Origin of the sequence: uncultured Barnesiella sp. (genome assembly GCF_946496565.1) — a bacterium.
Lineage (GTDB): Bacteria > Bacteroidota > Bacteroidia > Bacteroidales > Barnesiellaceae > Barnesiella > Barnesiella merdigallinarum.
On record NZ_CAMMHD010000002.1, the window covers coordinates 158,369 to 173,527 of the forward strand.

Below are 15,159 nucleotides of genomic sequence, written 5' to 3' on the forward strand. Positions count from 1 at the left end.
CCCGGGAGTCGAAAAAAAACTCCCAGGGTTTATTTTTATTAAAGGTTTGCGCGGTTCAACCCGAGGAATAAAATAGTTACCTTTGCCACCCGTTAGGAGGAAATGACTTATGAAGATAAACAAGACCAATGCGGCCCGGCTGCTCGACCGGGGAAAGATTGCTTACGAACTGGTACCGTATGAGGTTGACGAGAATAATCTGGCGGCTACGCATGTAGCCGAGCAGTTGGGCGAGGATATTGCCCAGGTATTCAAGACGCTGGTATTGCGGGGAGACAAACATGGCATATTCGTCTGTGTGATTCCGGGCGACAAGGAGGTCGATTTGAAAAAGGCGGCCAAGATGTCGGGCAACAAGAGTGCCGAGATGATCGCCATGAAAGAGTTGTTGCCTACCACGGGCTATATTCGGGGTGGCTGTTCACCTATCGGCATGAAGAAGAATTTCCCCGTCTATATCCAGGAGAGCTGCCTCTCGCACGACTATATCTACATCAGTGCCGGGCAGCGAGGCCTGCAAATCAAAATCGCTCCTGCCGACCTGATTGGCTTTGTTTCGGCTCAGGTGGGCGATATGATTGACTAAGCGCCGAACTATCGCTTCTGGATTTCGCCGAGAAACTGGAGTAGTTGCGGTTCGATGCGCCGGAACTCCTGCTCGAAGTTGGGGGTGAAGATACCTTGACCGAGGGTGCGGCGTATCTCGTCGAGCGGCCAGTAGCGACCGTCGTCTATCTCGACGGGGTCGATGGTGATGGGGCCGTCGTAGCAGGTGCAGAAGGCATTCACCATCTCGCGCTCACGAGCCGATTCGAAGATATAGGTAATGAGCGGGTGGGGTGTGAAGCGGGTGATGCCCAGCTCTTCGCGCACCTCGCGGGTCAACGCCTCCTCGATCGATTCGCCATAGTCTACGTGTCCGCCCACGGCCGTATCCCATTTGCCGGGTTGTATGTCCTTGCTCATCGAGCGCTTTTGCAGGTACAGCTCGCCGTCGGGATTGAGTATGTGCAGATGCACCACCGGGTGCAGCAGCTTGGAACCGTTGTGACACTCCCGTCGGGTTGCCTTCCCGATGACTTTTCCCTGCTCGTCGATCAGGGGAAACCACTCTTCGTTACTCATGATTCTCTGTATTGGGGGTAGCTTTGTAATCTTGAATCCGTTGCCGCAAGATAGCTTCGTCGAGCGGTTGGCCGTTCTCACCGAAAGGCAGTCTGAAGCCGCAACCCTCGCGCCATCGGCTGCAACCGTAAGCCGCCTTGCCCTGTATCACTTCGCCCTTGTGGCATAGCGGACATGTCAGGGGCTGCTTGTCGGTCGGGGCCGGGGCTTGTGTCTCGTCGCCTTTTGTCGCTTTCTTCTTGCGGGGTTTGGCCGGTGCGGCCGCTTTTTTTCTGGGCTCTTTCTTCGGTTCTTCGGCCGGAGGTGTGGCTGCCGTGATGCGTCCCGAATTGTCGCTGAGCACATGCAGCACGATTTCGCCGACCATCTTTTTCAGCTCCTCCAGAAAGTCGGCAGCCCGGTATTCGTTGCGTTCGATTTTCCGCAGCTTGTTTTCCCAGATACCTGTCAGTTCGGCCGACTTGAGCAGCTCGTCGCGGATAGTCCCGATAAGCTCTATCCCCGTTTGTGTGGCAATGAGGTTCTTCCGCTCCTTGCGGATATAGTGACGTTTGAACAGTGTCTCGATGATGGCGGCTCGGGTCGAAGGGCGTCCGATGCCGTTCTCCTTGAGGGCATCGCGCAGCTCCTCGTCCTCGACCAGCTTTCCGGCAGTCTCCATGGCCCGCAACAGCGTAGCCTCGGTGTAGAGCTTGGGCGGTTGTGTCCACTTCTCGGCCAGCAAAGGGGTGTGCGGCCCTGTCTCGCCCTTGGTGAAGGCGGGCAGGGTGCTTTCGTTCTCGTCGCTGTTCTCCTCCTCTTTCCCGAATACGATGCGCCAACCCGGTGAAAGAATCTGTTTGCCGGTCGCCTTAAATTCAATCTGATTGACTTCGCCCAGCACGGTGGTATTGGCAATGAGGCAATCGGGGTAGAATGCCGCAATAAAACGGCGGGCCACCAGATCGTAGACCTTACGCTCTTCGGTGGTGAGGTTCACGGCCTTTACGTTGGTGGGAATGATGGCGTGGTGGTCGGTCACCTTGGAGTTGTCGAACACCTTCTTGCTCTTGGGGATCTTCCCGGTCTGGAAAGGAGCTGTCAACGGTTGGTAGTCGACCAGGGCTGCCAGTATGCCCGGTACTTTGGGGTAGATGTCGTCGCTCAGGAAGGTGGTGTCGACACGCGGATAGGTGGTTACCTTCTTCTCGTAGAGCGACTGGATAATCTTCAGCGTATTTTCAGCCGAATAGGAGAATTTCTTGTTGCACTCGACCTGCAGGCTGGTCAGGTCGAAGAGTCTCGGTGGGGCCTCTTTCCCCTGTTTGGTGGTGACATCGGTCACGGTAAAGGGGAAGCCCTCGATTTTCTGCAGGAAATCTTTTCCCTCCTCCTCGCTTTGGAACCGCCCCTTGGTTACCGAGAAGGTGGTGTCGCGGTAGACGGTTTTCAACTCCCAGTAAGGCTGGGGAACGAAATGCTCTATCTCGAGTTGCCGGTTGACAATCAGGGCCAGCGTAGGGGTCTGTACCCGACCGATGGAGAGTACCTGCCGGTTCTGCCCGTATTTGAGGGTATAAAGCCGGGTGGCATTCATGCCCAGCAGCCAGTCGCCGATGGCCCGTGACAAGCCGGCATAGTAGAGCGAGTCGAACTCGGCCTGCGGTTTGAGATTCTGGAATCCCTCCCGGATAGACTCTTCGGTCAACGACGAAATCCAGAGCCGGTATACGGGGCATTTGCAGGCCGCTTTCTGCATGACCCACCGTTGAATGAGCTCTCCCTCCTGGCCGGCATCGCCGCAGTTTATCACGGCATCGGCTTTCGACATGAGCGACTCGATGATGCCGAACTGTTTTTCGATGCCCCGGTCGGGTATCAGCTTGATGCCGAAACGGGCCGGTATCATGGGGAGCGACCGCAGGGTCCACTGCTTCCACTGGTCGGTATATTCGTGGGGTTCTTTCAAGGTGCAGAGGTGTCCGTAGGTCCAGGTCACCTGGTAGCCATTGCCTTCGAAGTAGCCGTCGTGTCGGCTTTTGGCGCCTACAATATCGGCAATCTCTTTGGCAACACTGGGCTTTTCGGCAACGCACACTTTCATAATGGGTCTCGTTTCTTTTTGAAGTTTTACGAGTGCAAAGGTACGTTTTTATTTTCATTCGGCCTCGACTTTTCCACGCCTCCCTTTATCGGTCGGGTCGAGAGGTGATGCGTTTGACGGCAAACCTCAACGGCGGGTCGATGATTGTAATCGTAAACTCCGACTGTTCCCGGATGGTCAATGCCCGATGCAGCGATTGCCAGAGCCTGACGACTCGGCGAGCATCGAGCAGTTGCCGGGTGAAGTCGTCCGGCGAGCCGAAACGGTTCCGATAACTCTCTTCGCTCCATTGCCTCAGTTTCTCTTCCCGCATCGATATTTGTTCCTTTTCACACCTGTTGTTCAGTTGCTGAATTACTGCTTGGGTCTGTGGGGTGATAGCGGTATTTCCATCTAAAGCAAGCCGTAACGCCTCTTTTTCCTCGGGCAAGAGGTCGACGTTCCGGGTCTTGAGGGCTTCGATAAATTCGACGCTCGTCCAGTCGGGGGGCGTGGTACTGTTGGCTTGGTTCTCCAACAGGGTGATGAAAGGAAGATAGTATTCCGAAACCACCGAGAGAGGTTCTTTCAGGGGATAAATAGTAGCGAATGGGATGTCTATTTTTCTGTATTTTGAGTATTCGCTATCTGTATTTAAGTTTTTAATTGTATTATATACAATCAAATGCGAAATAAATAGATAGTAATTGTTGAGAATGGAGAGGAGGTAGGCCTTACTCGAGAGTTTTTGTGCCTGCCAATCACGATTCAATCGTTTAAGTTTTACTTTAAGTTTATTCTCTTCAGACCGGTAGTAGAGCGAGGGCGATAGCGTACGTAGTGCCTGCATCCAATTGCTGTCTGTCTCGGCCTCTTGCAGGCGTATCTGCCGCAACTCGTAGTTGGCTTGTGCATTTCGTCCCTGATAAATCAAGTGGGTACAGTTCTGTTCTATTTCACGGATATTTCGATAAGGGGCCAACAGCTCATCAAGCGGGATTTGCAGAGAAAGCGTGTCGTCTGGCTCGATATAGAAGGGGATGTATCGGTCGCCCAAAATCAACTTTTGCTGCACAGGATGGCAGAGGGGCAGCTGGACGGCGAAAGTGCCATCGTCGGCAACAGGAACCTCGATGGTAGTTTGCTGCCGGGTGAGCAGGTCGGTCAGTACAATCTTTCCGTCGGGCAGATTCAGCCGCCGGTGGTACCCGATGAAGCGACCTTGCAGCCAGGCGGTGTCGGGTTCGAAGGTGATGACCGGCAGTGGTGGGCTGGGGCGTGTGGCCGGTTGCGGCGACAGGGCGACGGGCGATTGCTGCCGATTGAGTGAGAGGCCGATGACTCGTATCTCGCCCGATGGTTTGTTGCCTATCAGGTCGAATTCGCTACACGAAGCCGGCAGGGGTGGAAAATCCATCTCGACAGCGACGGTACTGTCGTCGTCGAACTGGAATATGCGGTTGAAGTCGACCCCGTCCACATCTTTTATCCGGGCCGTGAAGTTGCCCAGACTGTCATGTATCTCCCAGTCGTCGTGCAGGGTAAGCGTGGTGTGAGGGGGTTGTTTCAGGGTGATGTAGAGTCGGCTCAACGTGTCGCGCAGCAAGATACTGTCGACGGTAACTACCGGCGTATTGCGGGCTGTCCACGCCGGGGCTATCCAGGTATGTTCGGCGGCCTGGAGCCAGGCCGAGCCCAGCGAGAGGAGGAGTAATAAAAAAGCTCTCATCGTTTATTCGTACAAGTGTGTATCGAGTAAACAAACGAGAGCCTTTATAGGTTCACCCGTGGGGCCGATTAGAGCCCTTTTTGTTTGGCTTCGTCCCAGATGGCATCCATCTCGGCAAGTGTCATATCCTTGAGGTTTCGTCCCTTTTGCAGTGTTTCGTGCTCGAGGTAGTTGAACCGGCGGATAAATTTCTGGTTGGTGTGCTCCAGGGCATTCTCGGGGTTGATGCCGTAGAGCCGGGCCGCGTTAATCAGGCTGAAGAAGAGGTCGCCGAACTCACTCTCCATATTCTCGGGATTCATGTGGTCGATTTCCTCTTTCAACTCATCGAACTCCTCGTGGACCTTGTCCCAGACCTGCGACCGCTCTTCCCAGTCGAACCCCACGTTGCGGGCCTTGTCTTGTATGCGGTAGGCCTTGATCAGGGCCGGCAGAGCCGAAGGTACCCCTTCGAGCACCGTTTTGTTGCCGCCTTTCTCTTTCAGCTTCAACTGTTCCCAGTTCTGCTCCACCTCGTTCGAACCTTCGACGTGGGTAGTCCCGAACACATGCGGGTGGCGGTAGATGAGTTTGTCGCAAAGAGCATTGCACACGTCGGCAATGTCGAATGTGCCGTTCTCTTCGCCAATCTTGGCATAGAATGCAATGTGCAGCAACACGTCGCCCAGCTCTTTTTTGGTAGCCTCGTTGTCGTGACGAATGAGGGCATCGCACAACTCGTAGGTCTCTTCTATGGTGTTGGGTCGCAGACTCTCGTTGGTCTGCTTGTGGTCCCAGGGGCATTTCTCGCGTAAAATGTCGAGTATGTCGATAAGGCGACCGAATGCTTCTGTCTTTTCTTCTCTGGTGTGTGACATAATCGTTTTTTATTTATTGAATGCTTTCAATCCGCTTTGCAGGAATTTGACGAAGCGAGGCACGCTTTCGTCATATCCGTAAGGAGCAGCCAACGGTTCGCCCTTGTCGTCGATAATCACGTAGTAGGGTTGGGCATTGGCCCCGAACTTGTAGCGTTGCAGGAAGCTCCATTTCTCGCCCACGGTGGTCAGCTTCACCTGCTTGCCGTTTTCGGTCACGGTGATAGGTTTGCTCAGTTTCTCCTTATCGTCGACCATGAGGGTGATGAGTACATACTGCTTTTCGAGAATCTCTTTTACTTTCGGGTCGGTCCAGACCGAAGCCTCCATCTTGCGGCAGTTGACGCAACCATAGCCCGAGAAGTCGATCAGAATCGGTTTCTTCTCTTTGCGGGCATAAGCCAAACCCTCGTTGTAATCGTTGAAGGCGGCGTGCACCTCCTGATCGTAGAGGTTGAAGTCCTGAGTATACAAGGGAGGAGCGAATGCGCTGATGGCTTTCAGCGGAGCACCCCACAGGCCGGGAATCATGTAGATGGAGAACGACAGCGATACGATAGCCAGGAACAACCGGGGTACCGACACATATTTTACCGGTGAGTCGTGCGAGAAACTGATTTTGCCCAGCAGATAGAATCCCAGCAGGGCGAAGATGACAATCCAGAGTACCAGGAAGGTCTCACGGTCGAGGATGTGCCAGCCATAGGCCAGGTCGGCCACCGAGAGGAATTTGAGCGACAGGGCCAGTTCCAGAAAACCCAGCACCACTTTGACCATATTCAACCAGCCGCCCGATTTGGGCATCTGTTTCATCAGTGAGGGGAACATGGCGAAGAGGGCAAACGGTATGGCCAGGGCGATGGCAAAACCACCCATTCCCACAGCCGGGGCCAGCTTGCCACCCCACGAAGCAGCTTCGACCAACAGGGTGCCGATGATGGGACCCGTGCAGGAGAAGGAGACCAGAACCAGCGTAAAGGCCATGAAGAAGATGGCGATAATGCCGGTAGCGGTGTCGGCCTTGCGGTCGAGCTTGTTACTCCACGATGCCGGCAGAGTAATCTCGAAGGCTCCGAAAAAGGAGACGGCAAAGAGTACCAGCAGAGCAAAGAAGAGTATATTGAAGAGGGCGTTGGTGGCCAGGTCGTTCAAGGCGCTGGCTCCGAACAGCAAGGTGATGAGCAACCCTACACCCACGTAGATGACAATGATGGAGAGCCCGTAGAGAATGGCCTCGCCGATGGCTTTACGACGGCTTTGCTGTTTCTTGAGGAAGAAGCTCACCGTGAGCGGAATCATGGGCCATACGCAGGGCGTGAGCAGCGCCAGCAGACCGCCTACGAAACCCGACAGGAAGATGAACCAGAGGGAGTCGGAGTGATGTACGCCGTCGCTGTCCATGGATTGAATCTGCTCGATAACCGGTTGCCAGCCCGGCTGGTCGGTCCGGCTCGACGATGATTTGGTGTTGAAGGCGACCGGCGTCATGACCGGGGCCGGAGCGGCCTCGGCCTGGCTTTCGCCAAACGAAAATTCATATTTGGTCGGTGGCAGACAGGTCACGTCGTTACAGGCCTGGTAGGTGATATAGCCGGTAATCTTGAAGTTGTCGGGGTCGTCGATGGTAAGGGCCTGTTTGAAATCGATTTTGGAGTTGTACCATCCCAGTTTCATGTCGAACAGCGAGCTGTACTCTTCGTGCGGACGTTGAGCCGGTGTCACCTCACCCTTCAGCGATACCTGCGACAGTTCGTCGAACGAAAACGACGTGGGGATAGGTCCGCCCTGGGGAATGTCGGTGGCATAGAGATGCCATCCGTCCTCGATAAAGGCGTGAAAAACGATTTCTTTCTCTTGGCCTTCGCCTTGCAGGGAGACTTTCCATTTGACCGGTTCCAGTATTTGTGCCTGAACGCCTATGCAGAGGAATAGGCTCACAATCGATAGGAGCAATTTTTTTCTCATAACAACTCTGTTTTAGTGGGGCAAAGATAACTTTTATCTGCCAAATGAAAAACCGATTGACCGATATGATTTGGGTAATAATAGATAAAATATGTAGATGAACAAAAATAGTATTCGATATGTGGATAATAATTTTTACCTTTGCCTTGAATGAAAAGATGTAGCTGAACCCGGCAGAATAGCCTGTTTTTTATTGGGTATTGTCGGCGTTTGCGCTATCTTTGTGCAAAATAAAAAGAGTAAGAACCCGTTAAAAACGATAGATGATTAACAAAATAATTGCGGAAGAAAAAATACAGCAAGTACGCAAACTGATAGAGAAGAAAGAAAAGATCGTCATTACTTGCCACGTTTCTCCCGATGGCGATGCCATAGGAGCTTCGTTGGGGTTGTATCATTTTCTCGATGGGCTGGGCAAGGAGGTGAACGTGGTCGTTCCCGATCTGTTGCCGAGGAACCTGCTTTTTCTGAAGGGTTCGAAAGAGATTGTCGTCTATACGCGCTATCCCGAGTTTGCCGAAAAACTGATAACCGAGGCCGAGCTCATTTTCTGTCTCGACTTCAATGCGCTCAACCGCATCGACCGCCTGCAAAAGTCGGTATCGCTCTCCGAAGCCAAGAAGGTGCTCATCGACCATCACCTCAATCCCGAGGAGTTTTGCGACATCATCATCTCGCATCCCGAGGTGGCATCGACCAGCGAGCTGATATTCCGCCTTATCTGTCGCATGGGCATGTTCGACCGCATGAGCCTCTACTCGGCCGAAGCCATCTATACGGGCATGATGACCGATACCGGCAACTTTACCTACAACTCCAATACTCCCGAAATTTACTACATCATTGCCGAACTGGTGAAACTGGGTATCAACAAAGACCGCATCTATGCCTTGGTCTACAATACCAATACGGTCGACAAGATACGGTTGAACGGCTATGCCGTGAGTGAGAAGATGGAGATATTTCCCGAATACAAGGCGGCTCTGATTTCGCTCACTCGTGAGGAGTTGAAAAAATACGACTACCACAAGGGCGACAGCGAGGGGCTGGTCAATGTGCCGCTGGGCATCGAGGGTATCCGCTTCTCGACCTTTCTGCGGGAAGACAAGGAGTATATCAAGGTATCGATGCGCTCCAAGGGATTCTACCCGGTCAACAAGGTAGCAGCCGAACACTTCAACGGCGGCGGTCACCTGAATGCGGCCGGCGGCGAATTTCACGGAACGATGGAAGAGGCTCAGGCTCTGCTGCGCAGCATCTTGCCCCTCTATGACAAATATATGGCAAAAGACAAAGAATAATCGATTGATAAATTATGAATAAGTTAGCACAAGTTTTAATTGTTTTGTTCGCAGGCGTAACCCTTTTGTCGTCGTGTAACGATGGCAAGTCGTATGCCGACTTGTTGAAAGAAGAAGACAAGGCCGTGAAAACGTTTCTGGCCGACAAGATAGTCATCAACGAGATACCGGCCGACTCGGTATTCATCTCCTTGCAGGATGTCCCCAACAACGACACGTTGGCGGTACCATACTACAAACTCGATACCGACGGCAATGTCTACATGCAGGTGCTCGAGCCGGGCGATATGAACGACCGTTTCGAGAAGGGCAACGACGTGAATCTGCGCTTCCTGCGTTACGACCTGAAAGCGCTGGTGGCCGGCAGCAATCCTTCGCCGGTAGGGAATACCAACCCCTCCGACTACATTACGATTCGCTTCGGCGAAACTACCCTGTCGTCGACCACTCAATACGGTACGGGCATACAGTACCCCATGTACTTCCTGGGGAATGAATGCCGGGTCAATCTGCTCATCCGGGCCAAAGCCGGATTTACTGCCGAGACCTCGACCGTGATGCCTTATCTATACTATGTACAATACAATAAATCAAAATAATAAAGCTATATGTCTCTTATTAAATCTATTTCAGGAATACGCGGTACGATCGGAGGGAAAGCCGGCGAAGGGCTCAATCCGCTCGATATCGTCAAGTTTACGGCAGCTTATGCTACCTTTATTCGTAAAAATTCACCGGTAAAGACCAATAAGATTGTAGTAGGACGCGATGCCCGTATTTCCGGCGAAATGGTAAAACACACCGTAATCGGTACCCTCATGGGTATGGGCTTCGATGTGGTAAACATCGGGTTGGCCACCACGCCTACCACCGAAATTGCGGTTACCATGGAGAAGGCTTGCGGCGGTATTATCCTGACGGCCAGCCATAACCCCAAGCAGTGGAATGCCTTGAAGCTGCTTAACGAGAAGGGCGAGTTTCTGAATGCTGCCGAGGGACAGGAGGTGCTGCGCATCGCCGAGGCCGAGGACTTCGAGTTTGCCGAAGTCGACGAGTTGGGCCAACTGTATGTGAACAATACCTACACCCAGAAACATATCGAGAGCGTACTGGCTCTCGATCTGGTCGATGTCGATGCTATCCGCAAGGCCAACTTTACCGTGGCCATCGACTGCGTCAACTCGGTGGGCGGTATCGTTATCCCCGCTTTGCTGAAGGCTCTGGGCGTGAAGAATATCATCGAACTGAACTGCACGCCCGATGGCAAATTCCCCCACAATCCCGAGCCGCTGCCCGAGAACCTCACCCAGATAGCCGGGGTGATGAAAGAGGGTCGTGCCGATGTCGGTTTCGTGGTTGACCCCGATGTAGACCGTCTGGCTATCGTTTGCGAGAATGGCGACATGTTTGTCGAGGAGTATACGCTGGTTGCCGTGGCCGACTATGTACTGAAACACACGCCCGGCAATACGGTGTCGAACCTCAGCTCGTCGAGAGCTCTCCGCGACGTGACCCGTTCGTACGGACAGCAATACAACGCCTCGGCCGTGGGCGAGGTGAATGTAGTTACCCTGATGAAACAGACCGGAGCCGTTATCGGCGGCGAGGGCAACGGTGGAGTCATCTATCCCGCCAGCCACTACGGTCGCGATGCGTTGGTAGGTATCGCCCTGTTCCTTTCGCACCTGGCCAAATCGGGCAAAACCGTCAGCCAGTTGAAAGCTACCTATCCGGCTTACAGCATTGCTAAACAGAAGATACAGCTTACCCCCGACATCGACGTGGACGCCCTGCTGGCTGCCGTGAAGAGCAAGTATGCCCAGTACGACATCACCGACATCGACGGTGTGAAGATAGACTTTCCCGACAGCTGGGTACACCTGCGCAAGTCGAATACCGAGCCGATTATCCGGGTTTATTCCGAGGCCCGCACACCCGAATTGGCCGAAGAGGCTGCTGCCGGCGTGATGGCCGTAATTGCCGAGATGACCAAAAAATAAGCTGCGGGTCGAGAGACCGCAACTCACCGATATAGCCGAGGGGCACTCCTGCAACAGGGGTGCCCCTCGATTGGTATGGTGGGTTTGTGAACGGGTTATTTGCGGGAGAGATAGAGGTAGGTATAGACGCACCCGACGAAGAGGGCGCCACCCACGATATTGCCGAGTGTGGCTGGTACGAGATTGTCGAGCAGGAATTGCCCCCAAGTGACCGAGGCCCCCTGCAACATGCCCAGCGGAATGAAAAACATGTTGGCGATGCTGTGCTCGTAACCGATGGCCACGAAACACATCACGGGGAACCAGAGACCCATCATCTTCCCGGCGGTAGAGTGGGCGCTGAATCCCAGCCAGACAGCCAGACATACCAGCCAGTTGGCCCCGATGCCCTTGACGAATACCACACCCCACGGCAGGCTCGTCTTGGTCTGGGCTATCTGCACGATAGCGCTCTTCCACGGGTCGGCATCGACAATGCCGGCACACCAAATCATTACGTAGACGAAGAAAAGGGCCCCGATGAAATTGCCGACATAGACCAGCACCCAGTTGCGCAACACGGGGGCGATGCCGTATTTCCGGTTCATCAGTCCCGGAATTAACACGGCATTGTTGCCGGTGAAGAGTTCGGCCCCGGCCAATACCACCAGAATGAGGCCCAGGGGGAACATGCAGCCCGAGAGGAGGCGTTGCAGTCCCGGATTGCCGGCGGTCCACTCGGGAAAGCCGTAGCCAATGAGCAGCGACAGCAGGCCGCCCATGGCAATGTAGATGCCGGCCAGCATGGCGGCGACGAGAGTGCGCGGGGTAGAGAGGGTTACTTTACTGAGTGATGCCCGTTCGACTTGGGCAACGATTTCGGAGGGTGTGGAGAATGACATGGAAAAATTTGAATTATACGTTTTACAGAATGTACAAAGCCTAAAAAAAGCTGCATCGTGAAGGGTGCAGCTCGATAGGTTCATAGCCCCTTAGAGGGGAACGACGCCGATACCGGGACGGTCGGGAAGCGAAATCATGCCGTCGACAATCTTCATGCCGTCGAAGAGGTCGTTCGATATGAGCAGGTTCCCGTCGAGGTCGGCCCAGTCGACCATCGGCGACAGCTGCGCGGCGGCCGACACGGCACACGAGGTTTCGGTCATGCAGCCCACCATTACCTTCATGTCGAGGGCTCGGGCCAATATGGCCATCTGGTAGGCTTCGCGCATGCCCGTGCTCTTCATCAGCTTGATGTTGATGCCGTCGTAGAGGCCGTAGGCCCGGCGCACATCGGGCAGCCGTTGCAGGAACTCGTCGGCAATGAGGGGTAGCGAGGCACGCTCGTGCAGCCAGGCCTGCTCGTCGATCATCTCTTTGGGCATGGGTTGCTCCACAAACAGGCAGTTCTGCTCCTTGAGCCACTCGACCATCTCGAGGGCATACTCCTTGGAGCTCCACCCCTGGTTGGCATCGACGCAGATGGGCCGGTCGGTCTCGGAGCGAATGATGCGCACCAACTCCTTGTCGTTGTCGAGCCCCATCTTTATCTTCAGGATGCGGTAGGGGGCGGCCTCTTTCAACTTCTGCCGCACCACCTCTTCGGTATCGATGCCGATGGTAAACGAGGTGGCCGGGGCCTTCTCGGGCGAGAGCCCCCAGATTTTATACCAGGGTTGCCCCATGATTTTTCCCAGCAGGTCGTGCAGGGCAATATCGACCGAGGCTTTGGCCGCCCGGTTGTCGGGGGCTACCGAGTCGACATAGTCGAGAATCTCTTCGATACGGAAGGGGTCGGTAAATTGCGACAGATCGAGCTGTCCGAGAAACCGGCATACCGACTCTTGCGTCTCGCCCAGATAGGGCGGCATGGAGGCCTCGCCGTAACCGATGTAGTTGCCATAGCGCAGTTGCACCTGCACGTCGGGGGTATGCGTGCGCGAGTTCTTGGCCAGGGTGAAGGCGTGTTTCAACTTCAAGTCATAGGGCTTGAACGAAAGTTCCAGCCGGTCGCGTCCGGTCGCTTGGGGTGCGGAGCTGCCGCAACCGCTGAAAAGGGTAGGCGCCAGGCTCAACCCCAGAGTGCCCATGGCACTTTTCAGTAAAAAATTCCGTCGGTCCATCGTCACGATTATTTTTGGTCGAAATACCACGGGTGAGCCTTTACGGCCGTAATTCCGGGTGTTCCTATTTTGGTTTTCATACGACTGATGCTCACGAAATTCGATTCCCGGTAATCGGGCGCCGCCGGGTCGAGGTTGTTGAGCTTTACCTGTCCCGAGCAGTGGATGTACTCGCCGTCGTTCAAATAGAGAGCCACATGGTCTACACGGCCCCGCTCATCGCCGAAAAAGAGCAGGTCGCCCGTCTGGCACGATTGCCATTGGTCGGCCGGGATGATGTCGCCGGTAAGTGCCTGCTGCGAAGCGTCGCGCGAGAGAATCACACCACTGCAGAAGTAGGCGGTCTTGACGAAGCCCGAGCAGTCGGCCCCTTTGACCGAAGTCCCGCCCCAGAGATAGGTCGAGCCCATCATCTGCCGGGCCGTCCGCACCACCACCTTCATGTCGAGGGGACGTGCAGCCCATTGGGCCAGGTCGCAGCACTCGTCGCTCTTCAGGAAACCTTTGCGGCCGTCGGGGAAGCGAACGGGAACGAACCCCTTGCGGGCTTTCCCGTCGGCTTGCAGAATGGCACCGGCCACGATGTCCGACACGATGCCGGCGTTGCGGTCGGGCGCATCATACACAAAGCCCTGGTAGCCGGTGTAGACATACCGGGCAGACTCTCGCCAGGCCTTCCAGCCGGCTTCGTCCTGCAGGGTTACCGAGTTGGCCGGTACCCAACTAATGTAGTGGTCGGGGGTCTGTACCAGAAGCCAGGCCTTGTCGCGTTCCAGGACGAGAAGCGGAGTGCCCATGATGGCCTGGGTCATCATCTCGGCCGCATGCCGGGGGCCACCTCTCAGGCTGGCACAGCACACGGTGACAAGTCCGCGGGTGAGCGAGCCCAGATTCTTATCGGGCAGCATCTTGATACCGTCGACACAGGCGATGCCTGCCGAATCGAGCCGGTGCAGCAGGGCTTCGACAGCCAGCCGGTTGTTGCAACGGCCTTTCAGTACACACAGCGAGTCGTTCAGCAGTTCGCCCTCTACGGCAAAGATTGCGGTACGTGAGTCGGGGGCATATTGCCGTTTCGTCTCGTCGATAGCTGTTTTTACAAAATCGGTTTGAGCTTGCGCCATAGCGGGAAGAATGAGCAGCACACAGCAGATTGTTTTGAATAGAGTTCTGAGCATAAAGTCGAATTTCAAGGTAATTAGCACGATACAAATTGTATGATAAAGATGCAAACGTCGAAAGTAAAAAAACAAGTTCATTTGATTTTTATACCAAACCGCATCTTATCTCCTCCAAAGGTAACAAGAAATCTTAAAAATCCTGTCTTTTTGTCCTGCAAAATGTATAGCCCGTTACCTTTTTGTCGAATTTAGCGGGTCAGATCAATCTGCGGTAATACCCAGAACCGGCTCTCGGGGTGATGTTTCTCCAGATAGTCCCGGAGGTACGCCTCGGTGTCGGCATCGATCAGTTCGTCGGCTTTGGGGTAGGTATTGTATACGAGTCCGTAGAGGGGAATCGCCCGCTTCTCCAGAGCCTCGATAGAGAGCAACGTGTGGTTGATGCTGCCCAGCCGGCCCGACGTGACCAGAATAACCGGCAGATGTTGGTCGGCCACATAGTCGATGGTGAGGTAGTCGCGGGTAATGGGGACCATGAGACCGCCGGCACCCTCGAGCAGAACCACGTCGTAGCGGTCGCGCAGGATGCGGGTCGACTCGCCAATCCGGTCGATGGGGATTGTCTGGTAGTCTATCTCGGCAGCCAGATGCGGTGAGGCCGGGTAGGAGTAGACGATGGGGAAGGTGATGTGCTGCCTATCCTCCTCGGTCATGGGTATGCCCATGATTTCGCGGTGCAGGTCTATGTCTTCGGAGTGGCCCACGTTGCCGGTCTGAATCATCTTTTGGGTTATGGTCTTGATGCCCTGGCGGTTCCATTCGCGGGCCAGCCAGCCGGTGGCATAACTTTTACCGATGTTGGTATCGATGCCGGTAATGAAAAAAGTTCCTTTCATA

Annotated in this window: 13 protein-coding genes; 4 read left to right on the forward strand and 9 right to left on the reverse strand. The window is 54.5% G+C overall.

Annotated elements, in window-relative coordinates; genetic code table 11:
* Positions 1-109: 109 nt before the first annotated feature.
* On the forward strand, positions 110-586 hold the full coding sequence (gene ybaK, locus Q1K76_RS01710; RefSeq protein WP_087407399.1) for a Cys-tRNA(Pro) deacylase: 477 nt from the start codon (positions 110-112) through the stop codon (positions 584-586).
* An 8-nt stretch (positions 587-594) separates the two neighbouring features.
* On the opposite strand, the gene Q1K76_RS01715 is transcribed toward ybaK, so the two are convergent.
* The 5 genes from Q1K76_RS01715 to Q1K76_RS01735 form a co-directional block, all read right to left on the reverse strand.
* Positions 595-1,125, reverse strand: a complete 531-nt coding sequence (locus Q1K76_RS01715; RefSeq protein WP_300130568.1) for an NUDIX domain-containing protein — start codon at positions 1,123-1,125, stop codon at positions 595-597.
* The gene (locus tag Q1K76_RS01720) at positions 1,118-3,208 is read right to left on the reverse strand and encodes a DNA topoisomerase 3 (RefSeq protein WP_300130569.1); all 2,091 of its coding nucleotides are present in this window, start codon (positions 3,206-3,208) and stop codon (positions 1,118-1,120) included. The genes Q1K76_RS01715 and Q1K76_RS01720 overlap by 8 nt, the downstream gene beginning before the upstream one ends.
* A gap of 85 nt (positions 3,209-3,293) precedes the next feature.
* Positions 3,294-4,916, reverse strand: a complete 1,623-nt coding sequence (locus tag Q1K76_RS01725; protein ID WP_300130572.1) for a hypothetical protein — start codon at positions 4,914-4,916, stop codon at positions 3,294-3,296.
* 68 nt (positions 4,917-4,984) lie between these two features.
* Complete coding sequence (mazG, locus tag Q1K76_RS01730) at positions 4,985-5,773, reverse strand: nucleoside triphosphate pyrophosphohydrolase (RefSeq protein ID WP_258327412.1); 789 nt, start codon at positions 5,771-5,773, stop codon at positions 4,985-4,987.
* Positions 5,774-5,782: 9 nt separating this feature from the next.
* The gene (locus tag Q1K76_RS01735; RefSeq protein ID WP_300130574.1) at positions 5,783-7,738 is read right to left on the reverse strand and encodes a cytochrome c biogenesis protein CcdA; all 1,956 of its coding nucleotides are present in this window, start codon (positions 7,736-7,738) and stop codon (positions 5,783-5,785) included.
* Positions 7,739-8,001: 263 nt separating this feature from the next.
* Here Q1K76_RS01735 and Q1K76_RS01740 point away from each other — a divergent pair, with 263 nt between their 5' ends.
* Genes Q1K76_RS01740 through glmM form a run of 3 tightly spaced genes read left to right on the forward strand, consistent with a single transcriptional unit; the run spans position 8,002 to position 11,039 of the window.
* A complete protein-coding gene (locus Q1K76_RS01740) occupies positions 8,002-9,039 on the forward strand; it encodes a bifunctional oligoribonuclease/PAP phosphatase NrnA (protein ID WP_300130576.1) in 1,038 nt (345 codons plus the stop codon).
* Between the two features lie 14 nt (positions 9,040-9,053).
* A complete protein-coding gene (locus Q1K76_RS01745) occupies positions 9,054-9,638 on the forward strand; it encodes a DUF4827 family protein (protein ID WP_087407406.1) in 585 nt (194 codons plus the stop codon).
* Between the two features lie 9 nt (positions 9,639-9,647).
* Positions 9,648-11,039: a phosphoglucosamine mutase gene (glmM, locus tag Q1K76_RS01750; protein WP_258327410.1), complete on the forward strand. Its 1,392-nt coding sequence runs from the start codon at positions 9,648-9,650 to the stop codon at positions 11,037-11,039.
* Between the two features lie 95 nt (positions 11,040-11,134).
* Here glmM and Q1K76_RS01755 read toward each other — a convergent pair whose 3' ends face one another.
* The 4 genes from Q1K76_RS01755 to bioD all read right to left on the reverse strand — a co-directional run bounded on the left by Q1K76_RS01755 (position 11,135) and on the right by bioD (position 15,158).
* A complete protein-coding gene (locus tag Q1K76_RS01755) occupies positions 11,135-11,920 on the reverse strand; it encodes a formate/nitrite transporter family protein (protein WP_300130581.1) in 786 nt (261 codons plus the stop codon).
* Positions 11,921-12,010: 90 nt separating this feature from the next.
* The gene (locus Q1K76_RS01760; RefSeq protein ID WP_300130584.1) at positions 12,011-13,141 is read right to left on the reverse strand and encodes a dipeptide epimerase; all 1,131 of its coding nucleotides are present in this window, start codon (positions 13,139-13,141) and stop codon (positions 12,011-12,013) included.
* A gap of 8 nt (positions 13,142-13,149) precedes the next feature.
* Complete coding sequence (locus Q1K76_RS01765) at positions 13,150-14,319, reverse strand: NlpC/P60 family protein (protein WP_258327538.1); 1,170 nt, start codon at positions 14,317-14,319, stop codon at positions 13,150-13,152.
* 191 nt (positions 14,320-14,510) lie between these two features.
* The gene (gene bioD / locus Q1K76_RS01770) at positions 14,511-15,158 is read right to left on the reverse strand and encodes a dethiobiotin synthase (protein WP_258327539.1); all 648 of its coding nucleotides are present in this window, start codon (positions 15,156-15,158) and stop codon (positions 14,511-14,513) included.
* Position 15,159 lies beyond the last annotated feature (1 nt).

Bases quoted from the DNA above. Each gene is read 5' to 3' on its own strand.
- Q1K76_RS01745 (WP_087407406.1), top strand. From the start codon at position 9,054: ATGAATAAGTTAGCACAAGTTTTAATTGTTTTGTTCGCAGGCGTAACC.
- Q1K76_RS01740 (WP_300130576.1), top strand. From the start codon at position 8,002: ATGATTAACAAAATAATTGCGGAAGAAAAAATACAGCAAGTACGCAAA.
- Q1K76_RS01755 (WP_300130581.1), bottom strand. From the start codon at position 11,920: ATGTCATTCTCCACACCCTCCGAAATCGTTGCCCAAGTCGAACGGGCA.
- Q1K76_RS01715 (WP_300130568.1), bottom strand. From the start codon at position 1,125: ATGAGTAACGAAGAGTGGTTTCCCCTGATCGACGAGCAGGGAAAAGTC.
- bioD (WP_258327539.1), bottom strand. From the start codon at position 15,158: ATGAAAGGAACTTTTTTCATTACCGGCATCGATACCAACATCGGTAAA.
- glmM (WP_258327410.1), top strand. From the start codon at position 9,648: ATGTCTCTTATTAAATCTATTTCAGGAATACGCGGTACGATCGGAGGG.
- Q1K76_RS01765 (WP_258327538.1), bottom strand. From the start codon at position 14,319: ATGCTCAGAACTCTATTCAAAACAATCTGCTGTGTGCTGCTCATTCTT.
- Q1K76_RS01760 (WP_300130584.1), bottom strand. From the start codon at position 13,141: ATGGACCGACGGAATTTTTTACTGAAAAGTGCCATGGGCACTCTGGGG.
- ybaK (WP_087407399.1), top strand. From the start codon at position 110: ATGAAGATAAACAAGACCAATGCGGCCCGGCTGCTCGACCGGGGAAAG.
- Q1K76_RS01725 (WP_300130572.1), bottom strand. From the start codon at position 4,916: ATGAGAGCTTTTTTATTACTCCTCCTCTCGCTGGGCTCGGCCTGGCTC.
- mazG (WP_258327412.1), bottom strand. From the start codon at position 5,773: ATGTCACACACCAGAGAAGAAAAGACAGAAGCATTCGGTCGCCTTATC.
- Q1K76_RS01720 (WP_300130569.1), bottom strand. From the start codon at position 3,208: ATGAAAGTGTGCGTTGCCGAAAAGCCCAGTGTTGCCAAAGAGATTGCC.
- Q1K76_RS01735 (WP_300130574.1), bottom strand. From the start codon at position 7,738: ATGAGAAAAAAATTGCTCCTATCGATTGTGAGCCTATTCCTCTGCATA.